Consider the following 18,276-nt stretch of genomic DNA (forward strand, 5'->3'; position numbering starts at 1 on the left):
GTCAGACCGGCGCCAGGCGCGGCGGCCAGGCATAGCTGAAGTCTTCGCGGGCGAGCATCAGGTTCGGGCTGTAGGCGGGATCATTTTTCAGCAACTCGCCCCAGCGTTGCTGCATGTAGGCGGCCTCTTCCTGGAACTGGTCTTTTCTCTGCTGCGACAAATTCTTGGAGCGGGTGGCGGATTCATGGTGGAACAGCTCCGCATAGGGCGTCCACACGTTGCGCAGGCCCGCCTCGCGCAGCCGCAGGCAAAAATCGATGTCGTTGAACGACTCCTTGAGGTGCACCTCATCAAGGCCGCCAACCTCCAGGTAGTGGCTTTTCTGAATCACCAGGCAAGCGGCCGTAACCGCCGAGAGCGACTGGATCAGCGCCGCGCGTCCGGCGTAGCCCTCTCTTCCCGCCGGCATGCCGCGATGAGAATGCGCGGCAATGCCTCCGATGCCCAGGATCACGCCGGCATGCTGAAGCGTCTTGTCGGGATACCAGAGCCTCGCTCCCACTGCGCCGACACCCGGCTGCAATGCAAGACTGACCATTTCGCTCAGCCAGTCGGGCGAGATGACTTCGATGTCGTTGTTGACCAGTGCAAGCACATCGCCTTGCGCGATGGCAGCTGCGCCGTTGTTGAGCGCCGAATAGTTGAAGTCCCGGTCGTCGCGCAGCACGCGAATGTTCGGGTTCTCCGCGGCAACGCTCTTGAACCAAGCCAAGGCGGCCGGGTCGTCGGAGCCGTTGTCGACGATGATGATTTCGTAGCGCGAATAACTCGTCTTCTGCAAGACGGAGTCGATGCACTGGCGAGTCAGCTGCAATGCGTTGCGCGTTGGAATGACCAACGAAACCAACGGTAAGACATCGGGCAACGCGTAATGCACGCGGTAGCCGAAATCCAGATGCTCGGCAGTGGCGCGCACACCTGTGCGCACGAAGTGTTCGTTCAGCGCCCGCTCACCCGCGATGGCGGCGTAAGGCTTGGCGGTCATCGAGCGAGCCGTGCTTTCGGCATGCACACGCCAGTGATAAAGCACGCGGGGAATGTGGCGAATCTGCGTTGACTCTACGCGCTCCATGCAGCGCAGCACCAGGTCCCAGTCTTGCGAACCCTCGAGCCCGACGCGAAAACCGCCGACCGAACGCATGAGCTCGGTGGACAGTACGCCAAGGTGGCTGAACATGTTCTGCGAACGGAAAAGATCGACATTCCAGTCCGACTTGAAATACGGACCGAAGCGATGGCCGCCCTCGTCGACCTTGTCTTCGTCCGAATAGATCAGCTGTACGCCCGGATGCTCGGCGATGCAGTCGGCAACCCAGAACAACGCATGCGCCGGCAGCAGGTCGTCATGATCCATGAGCGCCACCCAGGAGCCCGTGGCCAATTCCAACGCACTGTTCGAAGCCGCCGAGATATGGCCGTTTTCAGGGCGGAACACCACCTTAATGCGGGGGTCTGTCTCGCTGTACGACTTGAGAATCTGCCGTACCTCGGCCGAGGGAGAGGCGTCGTCGGCAATGCACAATTCCCAATGCGGGTAGATCTGCCCGCGCACCGACTCGATGGCTTCGCGCAACCATGCTGGATTCGGGTTGTAGGTGGGCATCAGCACGGAGATCAGCGGCCGGTCTTTCATGGTCGCCACGCGCTGCGTAATCTTCTCGCGCAGTTCGGGCGTGAGCGTGTCGTAGCGCCGCACCCATTTCGAATAGTCGTTGTAGCCGCCGATGCGCCGTCCCAGCTCCCAGCGAATGCCGGGCCAGCCCGACTTCTTGAACATTCGCCATGCCCGCTGCACGCGCCCCATCATTCCGGGTCCTTGCCAGAGTCCGGCCAGGCCGAGGATGAATCGATAAACAGATTTCATAGAAATTGCGTACGCCCCGAGATGGATAAGCGCAGCTTGTGAGGAAATACCTGAAAAAGACGGGCCGATGCCCAGACATGGCGTCGCCGCGCCTTGCGGCAGGCATTATCTTCGCAACCGGCCGCAGCAAGGGGCGGTGCCCGCCGCCGCATCCCCGAAGGGTGGCCGAGGGGCTGCCAGTAAAATTGCCTTGTTAAAAAGCTAAAGGAAAACAATGAGACTACTCTCCGTGGTGCTCTCGGGAGGCGCCGGCTCCAGGCTCTGGCCCGCTTCACGTCAGGCTTTTCCCAAGCCATTCATGAAGATCGGCGACTCCACGCTGCTTCAGCAGGCCGTGGAACGTGGACAGGCGTGCGGAACCGGCGACCTCATGGTCGTGACCAACAAGGACCATCTGTTCCTCACGAAGGACGTGCTCGGGCAAATGAGCGATCCGCCGACCACGACTTTTCTCCTTGAACCCAAGGGCCGCAACACCGGCCCGGCCATTGCGCTGGCAGCGCTCCAGTGCGCGCGCCAGTTCAGCGGCGACACGGTGATGCTCGTCCTTTCTGCGGACCACCTGGTGCCCGACGTGCACGCTTTCGTGGCCAGCGCAACAGAAGCCTTCCGCCTGGCGCAGGAAGGCAAGCTGGTGGTGTTCGGCGTGAGCCCGACGAGCCCCGATACGGGTTTCGGCTACATCGAGGTCGAGCACGTGGCACGCGAGAGCCAGCAGGTCAAGCGCTTCGTCGAGAAGCCCGACCTCGAGACGGCACAAAAGTACCTGGCCACCGGACGGTACTATTGGAACAGCGGCATGTTTGCCTTCACGGCCGACACCATCATTGCGGCGCTCGAGACGCACGCGCCAGACGTGATCAGGGCGGCAAGGCACGCGCTCGACACGGCCAAGACCTCCGGCACTTCCGTCAACTTCGATCTGCACGCGTTCGGCTTGCAGCCGGATATCAGCATCGACTACGCGGTACTGGAGCGAGCCTCGAATGTCCATGTGGTGCCGGCCAAGTTCAGCTGGAGCGACGTGGGATCGTGGCCCGCTGTGTCCAATGCGCTCACCCCCGACGCCAGCGGCAATACGTTTCCCGACGACGTCGTGGCCCTCGACACGACCGGCACGCACGTCCAGGTCGAAAGCTATGGCCCGAAGGTCGTTGCCACCGTCGGCGTCCACGACCTCGTGATCGTCGACACGCCCGATGCGCTCCTTGTCCTTCACAAGGACAGCGCGCAAAAGGTGAAGAAGGTTGTCGACGTGCTCAAGGCCCGCAAGCACGACACCGTGCACCTGCCGCCGGTCGTCCACCGCCCATGGGGCACGTACGCCTCGCTCAAGGAGGAGGAAGGCTACAAGGTCAAGCGCATCACCGTGCGACCCGGCGAAGCCTTGTCCCTGCAATATCATCACCAGCGCGCAGAGCACTGGGTGGTGGTACAGGGCCGCGGCATCGTGCAAATCGGAGAAACCGAGCATGAAACGCTTCCGGGCCAGTACCGCTACATTCCCTTGAAGGAAAAACATCGCTTGACCAATATCGGCGACGAAGAGCTGGTGCTCATCGAAGTCCAATGCGGCGGCTACCTCGGCGAAGACGACATCGTCCGCCTCGCAGACACTTACGGGCGTACATGAGTCAAGTTCATTCCAATCTTCATCGAAGCGCGTTTTCGGACTGGTGGGAAGGCACACGCCGCACGGACATCTGGTGGACGCTCGCCTGGTTCGACATCGTCTTGCGCTATCGCCGCTCGATGCTCGGCCCCGTGTGGCTCACCCTGAGCATGGGCGTGATGATTGGCGGCATGGGCCCGCTGTACAGCTCGCTGTTCGGCACCGAGCTTTCCAGGTTCTTCCCGCACCTTGCGCTGGGCATCATCTTCTGGGGCTTTTTCTCCAGCATCGTGACGGATGCCTGCAACGCTTTCGTCGGCTCGTCAAACTACCTCAAGCAGGGCTACTTTCCAATCAGCCTGTTCGTATGGCGCAGCTTGGCGCGCAACCTGATCCAGTTTGCGCACCAGATCGTGCTCTACATCCCGGTGGCCATCTGGGCCGGCATTTCGCTGTCTTGGTCGGTGCTGCTTATCCTGCCGGCTTTCGCCATCCTCATCATTAACGCGCATGCGCTGGGGCTGCTGCTGGGCCTGATCTGCACACGCTATCGCGATGTCACGCAGATCGTCACCAGCGTGATGCAGATGCTGATGTTCCTGACGCCCGTGTTCTGGCTGCCCGAAAGCTTGCCCGGACGCGCCAAGTATGTGCTGTGGAACCCTTTCGCGCAGATGCTGGACCTTCTTCGCACCCCGATGATGGGGGGTGTCGCGCACATCCACAGCTGGATTGGCATCCTGTTCTGGACGGCGCTGTGCCTCGTTGTGGCCGTCCTGCTGTTCTCGAAGTACCGCCGCCGCGTGGTCTACTGGCTCTGATCCATGGCATTCATTTCACTCAAGAACGTCGCAGTCAACTTCCCGATCTACGGCGCCGGCGCCAACTCCCTCAAGAAAACGCTTGCAGCCTCAGTGACCGGCGGGCGCTTCGGCAAAGAGACCGGCGTCACCGTGGTTCAGGCGCTCAGCGGCATCAACCTCGAGCTCAAGAGCGGCGACCGGCTCGGCCTCGTAGGCCACAACGGCGCAGGCAAGTCGACCTTGCTGCGCGCACTGGCCGGGGTCTACGAACCGTCATCGGGCGAATTCACGCGGCAAGGCACGGTCGCAAGCCTGATCGACCCGTCGCTCGGCATCGAGATGGATGCCACAGGCATCGAAAACATCATGCTGCGCGGACTCGTGATGGGCATGAGCAAGAGGGACGTCGACCGCCTCACGCCCGACATCTGCGACTTCAGCGGACTGGGCGAATACGTCAACATGCCGGTACGCACCTATTCGACCGGCATGATGATGCGCCTGGCGTTCTCGATCTCCACCAGCGTCGAGGCCGACATCCTGCTCATGGACGAGTGGCTGTCTGTGGGGGACGCGGAGTTCACCGAGAAGGCCGAAAAGCGGATGAGGGACGTGGTCTCGAAGTCCGGCATTCTGGTGCTTGCATCGCACTCGCCCGAGCTGATTGCCAAGGAGTGCAACCGCGTGATCCACCTCGAGCACGGACGGATCGTCGAGCGCTAGGGCAGATTCGTCGCCGGAGCACCGACACGCAAGGCACTGATCTCGTTCAAGCGGTCCGATATCCGCCGTCCTGCTGCTCCCAGCGATAGGTTCTTCTCTGCACTCAGCTTGCCGCGGGCCCCAACTTCGCGAGCCCACTCTGGTTCGTCGTAGAGGCGGCGCATTAGCTTCGCTGCGTGCTCAACCGAAGGCTCTGCCCATTCCAGATCCGCATCGTAGGGAGGAATGGGGCGTCCGACCTTCACACGCTCGTAGCACACAAGAAGGCTGTTCTCGTCATTCATGAAATCCATGTTGCCCGAGAAGCCGGTCGCGATCACGGGCTTGCCCATCAGCATTGCTTCGGCCATCGTCAGGCCCAGACCTTCGCTGCGATGAAGCGACACGTAGGCGTCGCACACATGCATGAGCGACAGCACTTCGTCGGAACTGAGAACCTGATCGATGATTGTGATGGACGGCATGTCGGCTGCCGCCTCGCACAGTTCTCGGAACTGCTCAGGATGCCGATCGCCGAATGAGGTCTTGAGCACGAGTGTGACGGGCTCGCTGGCATCGAACGCCATCTTGAATGCACGGATGAGCCCCATCGGATTCTTCCGTTCCATCACGCTCAGCATGTGAAAGGTGAACAGAAAGGTGAAGCGACTCTCATCCAGGTTGAAGTGCGCACGTTCTCGAACCTGAAATGGTGCAAGAGTCACACCGGGAAAGAGTGTTCTGACCGGAACGGTCAATTGCTCTCGCAGGCCTCGCGCGATGAATTCTGTGGCCGCCCACACTTCATCCACCTCTTGAGCATGAACCGTCCAAGAACTCGGGATCGAATCGAATTCCCAATACCAGTAGGCAATCCTGTAGGTACGTGGCACCCGCTCAGCCAAGTCCGCGCGCGCGTAGGCATGGGGAAAAAACGGTTCGGGCTGAACATGGATGATGGTGATATCGCCAGTTTCCAGGCCGTCAAAGTGCACATGACGAGGATCGTCCCGCACGTCGGTGCGCACATCTCGAAGCGACGTGGCCGTGCCTGCAAGTCCGAGACCCTCGGTCATTGCTTCCACCGAAACACGCAGTCCCGAGGGATAGCAAAAATGTCCGATTACGTTCACTCGCGGCTGTAGCAATGCTGGAACAACAATGGTCGAATCCAGCGAAGCGCACCATTGCTGTGCCCCTGGCGACAATTCTGCGTCCAGGCTTGAGGTAAGCCATTGCAACATCGCCCGCGCCGCAGACACATCCGACAAGGCATTTGGATGCGCTGCTCGCCACGTGGGGCGTGCCCAATAAGCAATGCGGACTTGCAGCGCAGGTTCGTAGATGTCAGGCATCGCGGCAGGACCGGCCCATGCTGCTTCCGCACCGAAACGTTCGATAAACCAGGCAGAAAACTCATCCCAAGCAAAGACTGTCAGCGCATCGGGAAAAAGCCGCTGCCACTCGGGCGTGAAAAGATATGCGCGAACCAGTTCGGCCTGCGGTGCTTCAGCAGCCTGGATGAACAGCCACCACACCTCTTCTATCTGAAGGTCGCCAAGCTCCATGCCGTGGTGTACGAACCACCTGAACAAGCTCCGGGCGCCAGCGGGAGTCAGCCCGTGAGGCAACACCGTTCGGATCTCGTCATTTGCGAGGAAGAGTTGTCTCGCCCGGCCTCCAAAGTCGCTCGAGAAAAGCGCACCCAGATGTTGTTGCGCCTCGCTGTCCAGCCCCAGTTCTCGCTGGGTGCTTTCGTTCTGCAGCCACGCCAGAAATCCATCTTTCTGCGGTGCAGACAATGCCAGGGGAAAGCGCTCTCGAAGATCCGTGCGGGTGCGCAGCAAGTCGAGCACAAAGCGAGCTGCGGCCACGCGATCGCGAATCAACCGCACCTCCTGTAGCGGCCAGATCACCTCGCCTTCGGCGGCAGCGGATGCATCAAGCACGTCAGCAATGTTGCAAAGATCAAGGCCGTCGACACGGGCAGTACCGCCTCCCCGGCGGGCGGCATCCAGCCTCGCACGCTCCTGCTCGATAAAAAGTGCCAATGCACGCGCACGCCTTTCACGGGCCGCGCCCTCCCTCAGCAAACGCAACCGCTCTGGCATGCGCCAAGGTGTGAGCAACCAGTACGCAAGCTTGGGAGCCCGGCGCGCATTTCGGCGCAAAGTGTCAAGCTTGGACATCTATGTTTACTTTCACTGCAAAACTTGTCTTTATCTTCATCGAGTTGGTCTTTGGGTAGAGCGGCATCATGCCAAGAATCCGCATTCCATCTTGTAAAATGCATGAGAGATCCACGTTCTTTCAAGAAGAAGCAGACCACCCGCACGTTGCCCATGACAGATGACACCAAGCCCGAAGTCTTCACTTCGTACGCACAAAATTTTGAAGATGTCGTGTTGTGGCGGGCGTTGAAGCATGTTCCCGTTGGCCTGTACATCGACATTGGCGCCCAGCACCCCGTGCTTGATTCCGTTAGCAAAGCTTTCTACGAACACGGCTGGCGCGGAATTCACGTGGAGCCAGTACCCCACTATGCGGCAATGATCCGGGAGGATCGCCCAGGCGAGCAGGTATTGCAGGTCGCGCTTTCGGAGCAGGAAGGCGTCATGGAACTGTACGTCATAGGCAACTCGGGACTCAGCACCGGGGTGAAAGCCTTTGCCGAGCTCCACCAGGAAAAACACGGATTCGCCCACGAGGTGATCCAGACGCCGGTGTTGACGATGAAGACGGCATTCGCGTCTTTGGCGGGCCGGGATGTGCACTGGCTCAAGATAGACGTGGAAGGCTTCGAGGAGCAGGTGCTTCGCGGCTGGGACAGCAAGACGCTGCGGCCATGGATCATCGTGATTGAAGCAACAGTTCCGATGTCGACCGAGCTTCGCTATGAAGGTGCCGACCGCGTGCTGGTTGATTCAGGCTATGAGTTCGCCTATTTCGACGGTTTGAACCGGTTTTATGTCGCAGCCGAGCATAGGGAACTTGCGACGAAGCTGCAGGTTCCACCCAACGTGTTCGACGAAGCGCAGCTCAGCGGGCTGTCCGGGACCTGGTGCGTAGGTGCGGTTGCGCGCGTTCGCGCGGAGATGCAGGACGCCGTGAATCAGCTCTCTACGTTGCGAGATCAAGCCATCGCGAAGGTTCACCATGCTGAAGAGCGCGCGCTCCAGGCCGAGGCGAAGGCTGCCCAAGCCGAAGCAAAGGCTGCTCTGGTCGAGGCGCGCGTCGTTCAACTCAATGCCCAGACCGCCCAATCTGAAGCGCGTGCCAGCCAAGCTGATGTGCGCATGGGCCGCGCGGAGGAACGCGCCAAGCATCTGGAAGCTCGTGTCGCACTCGCAGAAGAACGTGCCCGCCTTGCTGAACGCACGCTGGGCCGCCGGCTCATTACCGCAGCCCGGGATGGTCGTTTGCTCGAGGGTGGCAAACGACGCGTGAAATCCGCGCTCCGCCTCTCAGCCACTGCAGTCAACCGTTCACCAGCGCTCGGCAAGGCCGCCAGATCGATCATCGGCCTCATCCCTCCGCTGAAGCGGCGACTGAGCGCGGTGCTTGCAACCGAATCCACGACAGTTGCAACCCCAGGCTCAGACACGCAATCGCCCGACACCCTCATCACCTTGCGTCAACTGGCGCAAAGCCAGCGCGGGCAGGAGAGCCCCTGATGCGGATAGTGATCGATCTTCAGGGGGCGCAATCCGTCGGCAGCAGAACACGAGGCATCGGGCGCTATTCGTCGTCCCTTGCCCAAGCGATGGCGACCCGCGCGGGTGGCCATGAAGTAGTGCTGGCTTTGAATGGGTGTTTCGCCGATGCGGTCGATGAAGTACGAGTTGCCTTCGACGGCTTGGTCGATCCGAAGAATGTTCACGTCTGGTACGCCGCCCCCGGATCGGTCAGTGCTCATGGCCGCCGCGCGCAAGAAAAGCTCTACGAGGCCTTCCTGAAAAGTTTGCGTCCCGACGTCGTGCATGTGGCCAGCCTGTTCGAAGGATTAGGCGATGCTTCTGTCACGAGCGTGGGCCGATTCGCAACCTTGCCGACAGCCGTCACGCTGTACGACCTCATTCCGCTGATCAATCCGCACCCCTATCTGGACGATGGAAGCGTTCGCGCGTGGTACATGGGAAAGGTCGAGGCGCTGCAACGGGCGAACATGTGGCTTGCCATTTCGGAATCGTCCCGCCAGGAAGGGATCACACAGCTCGATCTCGATCCGCAACGCTGCATCAACGTCTCGACTGCGGCGTACGACCACTTCCGGCAGACCGATGTCCCGGTAGAACGCCAACAGCAGCTGAAGACGCACTATGGACTCAACAAGCCGTTCGTGATGTACACGGGGGGCATCGATCACCGGAAAAACCTCGATGGACTGATCAAGGCCTTCGCGCTGCTACCTAGCGACGTGCGGCAAAGCCACCAGTTGGCCATCGTATGCTCCGCGCGGCCCGAGGATCGCAGTCGGCTGCTTGAATTGGGGCAGAGCCTGGGATTGGCCGATGATGGGGTGGTAGTCACGGGCTTTGTTCCCGAGCCGGACCTCGTAGACCTGTACAACCTGTGCAAGCTCTTCGTTTTTCCGTCATGGCACGAAGGATTTGGGCTGCCTGCGCTCGAGGCAATGCAGTGCGGCGCCGTTGTGATCGGCGCCAACACGTCGAGCTTGCCCGAGGTCATTGGCCGCGATGATGCCCTGTTCGATCCGCGCAACGAAGCAGCCATCGCGGCCAAGATAAATCAAGCGCTGACGGACCACGAATTTCGAGAAGACCTGGCCCAGCATGGACTCGCCCAGGCGAAGAAATTCTCGTGGGACGAGTCCGCGCGTCGAGCACTAGACGGCTTGGAGGCACTGCATGCCTCCACGCTGCGAAATGCAGCGCCGGCAGTGCACCGCCGCCAACCGCGACCACGACTCGCCTATGTGTCGCCGCTTCCGCCGGAACGCAGTGGTATCGCCGACTACAGTGCAGAGCTGCTGCCTGAGCTCTCCCGGCACTACGAAATCGACCTGATCACGCCTCTCTCGAATGTCGAGGACGCACGCTTGGGCGGCCGTTTCGCGGTACGCAGCATCGATTGGTTTCGGCAGCATTCAGGCGAATTCGACCGTGTGTTGTATCACTTCGGCAATTCAGATCTTCACGAACACATGTTCGATCTGATTGCCGAAATCCCGGGGATCGTCGTCCTCCACGATTTTTTTCTGGGCAACATTCAAGCTCATCGCGAATTTGCCAGCCAGCGAGCCAACAGCTGGACTCAGGCCCTCTACGCGTCGCATGGCTATCCCGCCGTTGTCGACCGCTCCAAGGCAAACGAACTCGCCGACGTCGTCTTCAAGTACCCGTGCAATTTCGACGTTCTTCGTTTTGCCCAAGGGGTCATCGTTCACTCCGACCACTCGAAGAAACTGGCCAGTGCATGGCTCGGCAACGATGCGGCAACCGATTGGGCATTGATTCCTCTGCTCCGCACCTTGCCCGCGCCCTCCCCGGACCGCCGGGCAAGCGCACGTGCGGAACTGGGATTGAGCGAACCAGATGTCTTGGTGTGCGCGTTCGGCATGCTCGGGCCCACCAAGCTCAACCATCGTCTGCTTCAGGCCTGGCTCTCGTCAAGTTTGGCCCGAGATGCCAGATGCAAGCTGGTTTTCGTTGGCGAGAACGACCAGGGCACCTATGGCGCCCAAATCCAGCAAGATGTGCTGGCAACGCAAGGGCAAGTCACCATCACCGGATGGGCAGAGCAAGCAGTTTTCCAGCGCTACCTCCAAGCCGCTGACATTGCGGTTCAGCTGAGAACCCTGTCGCGCGGAGAAACCTCAGCGGCAGTGCTCGACGCAATGGCGAACGAGGTCGCGACCATCACGAATGCCAATGGGTCCATGGCGGGCCTGCCAAGCGATGCGGTCCGGATGCTGCCGGATGATTTTTCGGATGCGGATCTGATCAAAGCACTCGAAGACCTGAGAGGCTCGGCCTCTGCACGCCTGGCGCTCGCAACGAACGGCCGGGCATTGATTCAGGCGGTGCATGCGCCCGAAACTTGCGCGCGCCAGTATGCTGGCGCAATCGAGATTTTTGCTGCCAAGGCCATGCAGGGACGCGATGGCCTCATCAAAGCCATCGGCGAGAGCGATCGCCTGACGCCGGTCGAGCTTGCCGAGATGGCGCGAAGCATTACAGCCTCGCTGCCTTTGCCCGCTCCACGCCCCCAGCTCTTCGTGGACGTTTCAGAACTCGTTCGCCACGACTCCCGCAGCGGCATCCAGCGACTCGTGAAGTCATTGCTGCAGGCGCTTTTCGATTCCCCGCCTGAAGGCTATCGAATCGAGCCCGTTTATTCAGCTGCAGGGCAACAAGGCTACAAATACGCACGCAGATTCACCCTTCAGTTCTTGCAATGCCCGCCAGAAAGCTTGCAGGACGAATGGATTGATGCGCGACGAGGCGACGTTTTCGTCGGCTTGGACCTCTCGCCGCAAATCGTTCCTGAGCAAGGAGATTTTTTCCGCCGACTGCGCCATTTGGGAGTGCAGGTCGACTTTGTGGTGTATGACCTTCTCCCCATCCTGCTCAGCTCGCGTTTTGCCCAGAACCTGAACGAAGGCCATGAGCGTTGGCTGCGGGCGGTTGCCGAGAACGACGGCGCCATCTGCATATCGCAGGCCGTGGCCGACGAATTGACGGACTGGCTGGCCCGCAACGTCCCGAGCTGCAACCTGGCCCGCTTCAAGATTCGGTCGTTCCATCTGGGTGCCGATCTCGCCTCGTCGCGGCCGACATCAGGCATGCCCCCCCAAGCGGTCGCCATTCTCGAGAACATTTCGGCGAGGCCGAGCTTTCTTATGGTTGGCACCCTCGAACCCCGCAAAGGGTACGAGCAGGTGCTGAAGGCGTTCGAGCATCTTTGGGCAAACCAGGAACTCCAGGCGAATCTCGTTATTGTGGGTAAACAGGGCTGGATGGTGGACGACCTGGTCTCCCGTCTGCGCCAGCATCCGGAACTGGGAAAGCGCCTGTTCTGGCTTGAAGGCATCAGCGATGAATACCTCGAACGCGTCTATGCCGTGGGGGCATGCCTCATCGCGGCCTCCGAGGGCGAAGGATTTGGATTGCCACTGATCGAAGCTGCAAGACACGACACTCCCATCATTGCGCGCGATCTGCCGGTGTTTCGTGAAGTTGCGGGCTCCCACGCCCTCTACTTCAGCGGCGACGCCGCAGCCATCGCCCAGTCGGTCACTGAATGGCTCCTACTGTTCAGCCAAGGCCGCCATCCGTCATCCACGAAAATGCCGTATCTGACTTGGCAACAAAGTGCCGAGCAGTTCAAGGCCGCATTGCTCGAGGGGAACGCTGCGAGCGTGCGTCGATCCGATGATCGGCACCTGCCGTAGCAGGGCTTCATTGCGTATGCAGCAAAATATGGCCTGCGATCACGGTCCTGGCCCTCGCAAGTTTGTATCCATCATCAAGAATTCAGGAAAGAGGTTGTTATGAAGAAGCGCGCTGTTGTTACCGGCATTACAGGGCAGGACGGCGCCTATTTGGCTGAATTGCTCTTGTCCAAGGGTTATGTGGTCTATGGCACCTATCGCCGCACGAGTTCAGTGAACTTCTGGCGCATCGAGGAACTCGGGATTCAAAACAATCCCGACCTGCATCTGGTCGAATACGACCTGACGGACTTGGGTAGTTCGATTGCGCTGATCAATGAGGCCAAGCCCGACGAGGTCTACAACCTTGCCGCGCAGAGCTTTGTGGGCGTGAGCTTCAACCAGCCTGCCGCCACAGCACAGATCACCGCCGTCGGTGCCCTGCATTTGCTCGAAGCCATCCGTCTCACAAATACCAAAATCCGCTTCTACCAGGCGTCGACCTCCGAGATGTTCGGCAAGGTGCAAGCCATTCCGCAGATCGAGGAAACGCCGTTTTATCCGCGCAGCCCCTACGGTGTGGCTAAGCTCTATGCCCACTGGATCACCATCAACTATCGCGAAAGCTACGACATCTTCGGGAGCAGCGGCATCCTCTTCAATCATGAAAGCCCGCTGCGCGGCCGCGAATTTGTAACCCGGAAGATCACCGACTCGGTGGCCAAGATCAAGCTCGGCCTGCTCGACACGCTCGAGCTGGGCAATCTCGACGCCAAGCGCGACTGGGGCTTTGCCAAGGAATACGTGGAAGGCATGTGGCTCATGCTGCAAGCCGACGAGCCCGATACCTTTGTACTTGCCACAAATCGCACGGAAACCGTGCGTGACTTCGTTCAAATGGCCTTCAAGGGCGCAGGCATTGCAGTGGAGTTCAAGGGCTCTGCGGAAAACGAAGTGGCAGTCGACTCCGCCACGGGCAAAACCGTCATGCGCATCAATCCGAAGTTCTACCGGCCCGCGGAAGTCGAACTGCTCATTGGCAACCCCGCCAAGGCGAAAGCCAAACTGGGCTGGGAGCCCAAAACCACGCTGGAACAGCTCTGCCAGATGATGGTCGAGGCCGATTTGCGGCGAAACACCAAAGGCTTCTCGTTTTGAGAATTTTGCTGACCGGGGCGGGAGGTTTCACCGGCCGTCCTTTCGCACAACAGGCCCGCGATGCGGGCCATGAAGTTGTTGCTTTGCGTGCTGACCTCACGGATAGGGCGGGCCTCCTGCAGGAAATCCAGGATGCCCGACCGGATGCGGTCGTTCACCTGGCGGCAATCAGCTTCGTCGGGCATGCGGCAGAGCAAGCGTTCTACGCCGTCAATGTAGTTGGCACCACGAACCTGCTCGATGCGCTCGTGCAGCTACCCGTGCCTCCACGACGTGTGTTGCTGGCCAGCAGCGCCAACATCTATGGCAACAGCGAGCAATCGCCGCTTGCGGAAACCCAGCCGCCCGCGCCGGTCAATCACTACGCGATGAGCAAGCTGGCCATGGAATACATGGCTCGCACGTACGCCGAGCGGCTCGACCTCGTGATCACGAGGCCGTTCAACTACACCGGACCAGGGCAGGATTCGAATTTTCTGATCCCAAAGCTGGCCGAGCACTTTGCCGCACGTGCGCCCTCGGTTTCGCTGGGCAACCTGCTGGTGGAACGCGAATTCAACGACATCCGCATGGTGTGCGATGCTTATCTGCTGCTGCTCTCGCATGGGCAGCCGGGCGAGGCTTACAACGTTTGTTCAGGCCATCCATACACGCTGCAGCATGTCATCGATACCTTCGAACAACTGACGGGACACTCGATCAAGGTGGAGGTCGATTCGCGGTTTGTCAGGCCGAATGAAGTACATCGGCTTTGCGGCGACCCGGCCAAGTTGAACAAAGTTGCCAGACAGCATGGAGGCGCATTGCAGATGCCGTCTTTGAAAGACACGCTGGAAAGCATGCTTGTGCATGCCAACTTGGCCAGCCCCAAGCAATAACCCGGCGCTTGGCGCCAAGGGTGCTTCGATTGGACTCAGGGTTGCCGAGGTAGGGCGCGAACACTAGCCAAGACCGCAACAGGATCCTCCACCTCAATTTCCACGCTGACGCTCTCTATATTTTCTTCTCACATGCCGAGCACATCCACTGCCCAACTGCCGTTTGAACAAGCCCTTCAGTCGAAGAAGATCTTGGTGACCGGGCACACCGGTTTTACCGGCGGCTGGGCCTGCCTCTGGTTGCGCTCCATCGGATGCGACGTTTCAGGACTGGCACTTGCCCCCGACACGCAGCCGGCATTGTTCGAAGCGACCGGACTGGCACAGGATATTCCAACCATATTTGGTGATATCGCGGATCCTGACGTTGTCGACGATGCAGTGGCGCGCTTCCAGCCAGACCTGATTCTTCACTTGGCAGCTCAACCGCTGGTTCGCCGTGCCTATAGGGAGCCGGCGCGGACATTCATGGTGAATGCGCAGGGAACCGCGCATGTTCTTGATTCTGCGAGACGCAACAAGAAGGTCAAAGGCGTGCTGTGCGTCACAACGGACAAGGTGTACGCCAATAACGAATGGGTGTGGCCCTATCGTGAAGACGATGCGCTTGGCGGCAAAGACCCCTACAGCGCGTCTAAATCCGCCGCGGAGTTCGTGATCAAGAGCTTCGCGGCATCCTACCCCTGGGACAAAAGCGAGGGGCCGGCGGTAGCGATCGCACGCGGAGGCAACATTGTGGGCGGAGGAGACTGGTCGGAAGACCGGCTTATCCCTGATTTTGTGAGGGCAGTAACAGAAGGCCGCGAACTGACCCTTCGCTACCCCGATGCAACACGTCCTTGGCAACACGTGCTCGCGCTGGTTCATGGTTACCTGCTGTTGATGGCCGGACTCATCTCAGCGGAGCCCAGCAAATTTGCCCAGGCTTGGAATCTTGGGCCATCTGATCATCGCGAGTACTCGGTACGTCAGGTCCTCGAACTCCTGGCTGCGCAATGGGAGCGCCCTCAGGTGGACTATCTGGACAACCCGCTCCCCGAAGCGCGGGCCCTTGCTCTCGACAGCAGCAAAGCCCGGCATTTGCTTGGCTGGCAATCTCCCTGGGGAACAGAGCGCGTAATCGCGGAAACTGCAGCTTGGTATCGCGCCTACTATCGCAACCCCGCCGCCGCGCGCCAGCAAACCCTCGATCAGATCAACTCGCTGCGCGCAGAACTGATCGCCGCGCAATGAATATTGTGCTGGGTGCAAGAGGCCGCCTCGGAGCGGCTCTGATGGTCGAATTCAACGGCCAACGAGTGCTCGCGCCTGATCGCCATGTGTATGAAAACTGGTGGGAAGCCGACGCCGTGCCCAAGATCAGAAACTATCTGCTTGGACAAGGCGAAGACGTCGAGATGATCTTGATCGCCGCCGGCGTCATCGATCCTGCCGCTTCGCTACTGGAACACGACCGCGTCAATCGTCTTCTCCCGCAACAGGTCATCCTCGCTGCGGCTTCATTGAACATCCGAGTCATCACCTTCGGAACAATGATGGAAGCCATCGCGCTGGATATGGGCCGCAGCGGCTACGTCGCCAGTAAGGCTGCGTTGGCGCGGTTTGTTGAGGAGCAATCGCGCATGCACGGCCACTCACTGCATCTTCGCGTTCACACCTTGTATGGGGGCGGTCCGCCGGACCCCTTTATGTTCACCGGCCAAATGCTGACCGCCCTTAGGGATGGAACGCCATTCTTGATGTCACCCGGCGCTCAATTGCGTGAGTACCACCATGTCGAGGACGAAGCGCGAGCCATTGCCATCTTGGCACGCTCTCGCATCCACGGTGTAACCCAGATAGACCATGGCGATCCGATTTCGCTCGCGGAACTTGCGCAAACCACGTTCCGTGCACTCGGACGCGTCGATCTGCTGCGCATCGGTGCGCTTCCACAGCCCTCGCATGAAGTTCCCGATCTGCGCTTCGAGCGCATGCCGGCGTTGCGCGACCACTCCTTTCGCGACGTCAGAATAGCTATGCCGGACTATCTCGCCGACCACCTCCCGAGTTGAAAGCCGAAATTGACGAGCAACGCAACGCCTCCTGAAGCACGCCACAAGCCGCTGGTTTCCCTGGCAATTCCCGTCCTCAACGAACAAGATAATCTTGACGCGTTGTATGCCCGGTTGGATGCCCTGGGCAAAAAAATGGCAGATCGTTGCGACTTGGAGTTCGTTTTTTCCGACAATCACTCCAGCGATGCCACATGGGCCAAACTAGTGGAGTTGGCTCGGCTCGACCCTCGTGTACGTGCAATACGCTTCTCGAAAAATTTTGGTTTTCAGAGGTCGATTCTGGCCAACTACATGCACGCGCGTGGAGATGCAGTCATGCAGATCGACGCCGATTTGCAAGATCCTCCGGAATTGCTCCAAGAATTCTTCAAGCTTTGGCGAGCGGGATACCACGTGGTTTACGGCGTCAGGCGCAAACGGCAGGAGAGTGCGCTTCTTAATGGATTCCGAAGACTCGGCTACTGGTCGATCGATCTAATCAGCGATCATTCGATCCCGCGGGACGCCGGCGACTTTCGTTTGATAGATCGACGTGTCGTTCAAGCGTTGCTACAAATCAAGACAGCGAACCCATACTTGAGAGGCATGATCGCCAGTCTTGGCTTCAATCAGATTGGCGTCGATTACGAAAGGGACGCGCGGGTCGCAGGCCAGAGCAAGTTTGGCATCTCACGCCTCCTTCAATTGGGGTTCACTGCGGTCTTCAATCATTCCGCAGTGCCTTTGCGGCTCGCGTCGATGGCAGGGGTCACCATGCTGCTAGTCAGCATACTTGGAGCACTGTATTACCTCGTCCTACGCCTCCTGCACCCCGATCTGCCGCGAGGCTTGGCAAGCATTCATATCTTGGTCCTATTTGGAATCGGCTTGCAATCGTTGCTGCTTGGTATTGTTGGGGAGTATTTGCTTCGGATTTATCTTATTTTGCGAGGCGAGCCTGTTGCCATTGTGGAAAACAGTCTCAATTTTGAAAAGAACGATTTAAAACTTTAACAAGGCAATCAAATGAAGGCAGTAATCTTGGCTGGAGGTTTGGGCACGCGCATCGCCGAAGAATCGGATCATCGGCCAAAGCCCATGGTTGAAGTGGGGGGGCGCCCCCTGCTTTGGCACATCATGAAGAGCTATGCACACCACGGAATCAATGATTTCATCATCTGCCTCGGCTACAAGGGCTATGCGATCAAGGAATTCTTTTTCAACTACCACAACCACACGGCAGACCTTGAAATCGACCTTAAGCACGGCACGCATAGAGTCTTGAATAGCCAAGCGGAGGACTGGCGTGTAACGTTGGTCGACACCGGGGCCGAAACCATGACTGGAGGGCGTCTCAAGAGAGTCGCACCTTACATCGGTGATGAGACTTTCTGCATGACATATGGTGACGGTCTGGCCGACATCGACATCTCCAAAGAAATCGAATTCCATCGCCATCATGGAAAACTCGCGACGGTTGCGGCAGTTCAACCCCCGGGGCGGTTCGGAGTTCTCAACATCGACAACGCTCAGAACGTCAGATCGTTCGAGGAGAAGCCGAGCGACGAAATCGGCTGGATCAACGGCGGCTTCTTCGTGCTGGAGCCTGAGGTCATCAAGTATGTGACCGGTGATACAACGTCCTGGGAACGTGAACCTCTTCAGAATCTCGCGAAAGACGACCAACTCGCCGCCTTCGAGCATCACGGCTTTTGGCAACCTTGCGACACGCTGAGGGACAAGCGCCAACTTGAGGCGCTTTGGGAAACAGGCCAGGCGCGCTGGCGAGTGTGGAATGGCTGACGGGCCCGCCCACGGTGGCAAATGGGG

At 59.4% G+C, this 18,276-nt stretch carries 13 protein-coding genes; 11 read left to right on the top strand and 2 right to left on the bottom strand.

Going from position 1 to position 18,276, the window contains the following annotated elements:
* Nucleotide 1 precedes the first annotated feature (1 nt).
* Entirely contained in the window at nt 2-1,864 is a 1,863-nt protein-coding gene (locus QFZ42_RS21415; RefSeq protein WP_307702897.1) for a glycosyltransferase family 2 protein, read from the bottom strand.
* Between the two features lie 214 nt (nt 1,865-2,078).
* Between QFZ42_RS21415 and QFZ42_RS21420 the strand changes: the two genes are divergently transcribed.
* The 3 genes from QFZ42_RS21420 to QFZ42_RS21430 are packed head-to-tail and all read left to right on the top strand — an operon-like array spanning nt 2,079 to nt 5,002.
* Nucleotides 2,079-3,497, top strand: a complete 1,419-nt coding sequence (locus tag QFZ42_RS21420) for a mannose-1-phosphate guanylyltransferase/mannose-6-phosphate isomerase (protein WP_307702898.1) — start codon at nt 2,079-2,081, stop codon at nt 3,495-3,497.
* Nucleotides 3,494-4,297: an ABC transporter permease gene (locus tag QFZ42_RS21425; protein ID WP_307702899.1), complete on the top strand. Its 804-nt coding sequence runs from the start codon at nt 3,494-3,496 to the stop codon at nt 4,295-4,297. The genes QFZ42_RS21420 and QFZ42_RS21425 overlap by 4 nt, the downstream gene beginning before the upstream one ends.
* Nucleotides 4,298-4,300: 3 nt before the next feature.
* On the top strand, nt 4,301-5,002 hold the full coding sequence (locus QFZ42_RS21430) for an ABC transporter ATP-binding protein (protein WP_307702900.1): 702 nt from the start codon (nt 4,301-4,303) through the stop codon (nt 5,000-5,002).
* Here QFZ42_RS21430 and QFZ42_RS21435 read toward each other — a convergent pair.
* On the bottom strand, nt 4,999-7,170 hold the full coding sequence (locus tag QFZ42_RS21435; protein ID WP_307702901.1) for a glycosyltransferase family 4 protein: 2,172 nt from the start codon (nt 7,168-7,170) through the stop codon (nt 4,999-5,001). The genes QFZ42_RS21430 and QFZ42_RS21435 overlap by 4 nt on opposite strands.
* Before the next feature lie 153 nt (nt 7,171-7,323).
* Between QFZ42_RS21435 and QFZ42_RS21440 the strand changes: the two genes are divergently transcribed.
* The 8 genes from QFZ42_RS21440 (at nt 7,324) to rfbF (ending at nt 18,249) form a co-directional block, all read left to right on the top strand.
* Nucleotides 7,324-8,655, top strand: coding sequence for an FkbM family methyltransferase (locus tag QFZ42_RS21440; RefSeq protein WP_307702902.1), 1,332 nt, complete (start codon nt 7,324-7,326; stop codon nt 8,653-8,655).
* Nucleotides 8,655-12,395, top strand: coding sequence for a glycosyltransferase (locus QFZ42_RS21445; protein WP_307702903.1), 3,741 nt, complete (start codon nt 8,655-8,657; stop codon nt 12,393-12,395). Before QFZ42_RS21440 ends, QFZ42_RS21445 begins: the two co-directional genes overlap by 1 nt.
* Nucleotides 12,396-12,494: 99 nt before the next feature.
* Nucleotides 12,495-13,532 (top strand): GDP-mannose 4,6-dehydratase, encoded by a 1,038-nt coding sequence (gene gmd / locus QFZ42_RS21450; protein ID WP_307702904.1) that lies wholly within the window; start codon nt 12,495-12,497, stop codon nt 13,530-13,532.
* Nucleotides 13,529-14,410 carry a GDP-mannose 4,6-dehydratase gene (locus QFZ42_RS21455; protein ID WP_307702905.1) on the top strand — a complete coding sequence of 294 codons (882 nt, stop codon included), beginning with the start codon at nt 13,529-13,531 and terminating at the stop codon, nt 14,408-14,410. The genes gmd and QFZ42_RS21455 overlap by 4 nt, the downstream gene beginning before the upstream one ends.
* Before the next feature lie 132 nt (nt 14,411-14,542).
* Nucleotides 14,543-15,643, top strand: coding sequence for a CDP-glucose 4,6-dehydratase (gene rfbG, locus QFZ42_RS21460; protein WP_307702906.1), 1,101 nt, complete (start codon nt 14,543-14,545; stop codon nt 15,641-15,643).
* Nucleotides 15,640-16,464, top strand: coding sequence for an NAD-dependent epimerase/dehydratase family protein (locus tag QFZ42_RS21465; protein ID WP_307702907.1), 825 nt, complete (start codon nt 15,640-15,642; stop codon nt 16,462-16,464). The genes rfbG and QFZ42_RS21465 overlap by 4 nt, the downstream gene beginning before the upstream one ends.
* A gap of 9 nt (nt 16,465-16,473) precedes the next feature.
* Nucleotides 16,474-17,460 carry a glycosyltransferase family 2 protein gene (locus QFZ42_RS21470; RefSeq protein ID WP_307702908.1) on the top strand — a complete coding sequence of 329 codons (987 nt, stop codon included), beginning with the start codon at nt 16,474-16,476 and terminating at the stop codon, nt 17,458-17,460.
* Between the two features lie 12 nt (nt 17,461-17,472).
* Complete coding sequence (gene rfbF / locus QFZ42_RS21475; RefSeq protein ID WP_307702909.1) at nt 17,473-18,249, top strand: glucose-1-phosphate cytidylyltransferase; 777 nt, start codon at nt 17,473-17,475, stop codon at nt 18,247-18,249.
* Nucleotides 18,250-18,276: the final 27 nt, after the last annotated feature.

Origin of the sequence: Variovorax paradoxus, assembly GCF_030815855.1 — a bacterium.
Taxonomy (GTDB): domain Bacteria; phylum Pseudomonadota; class Gammaproteobacteria; order Burkholderiales; family Burkholderiaceae_C; genus Variovorax; species Variovorax paradoxus_M.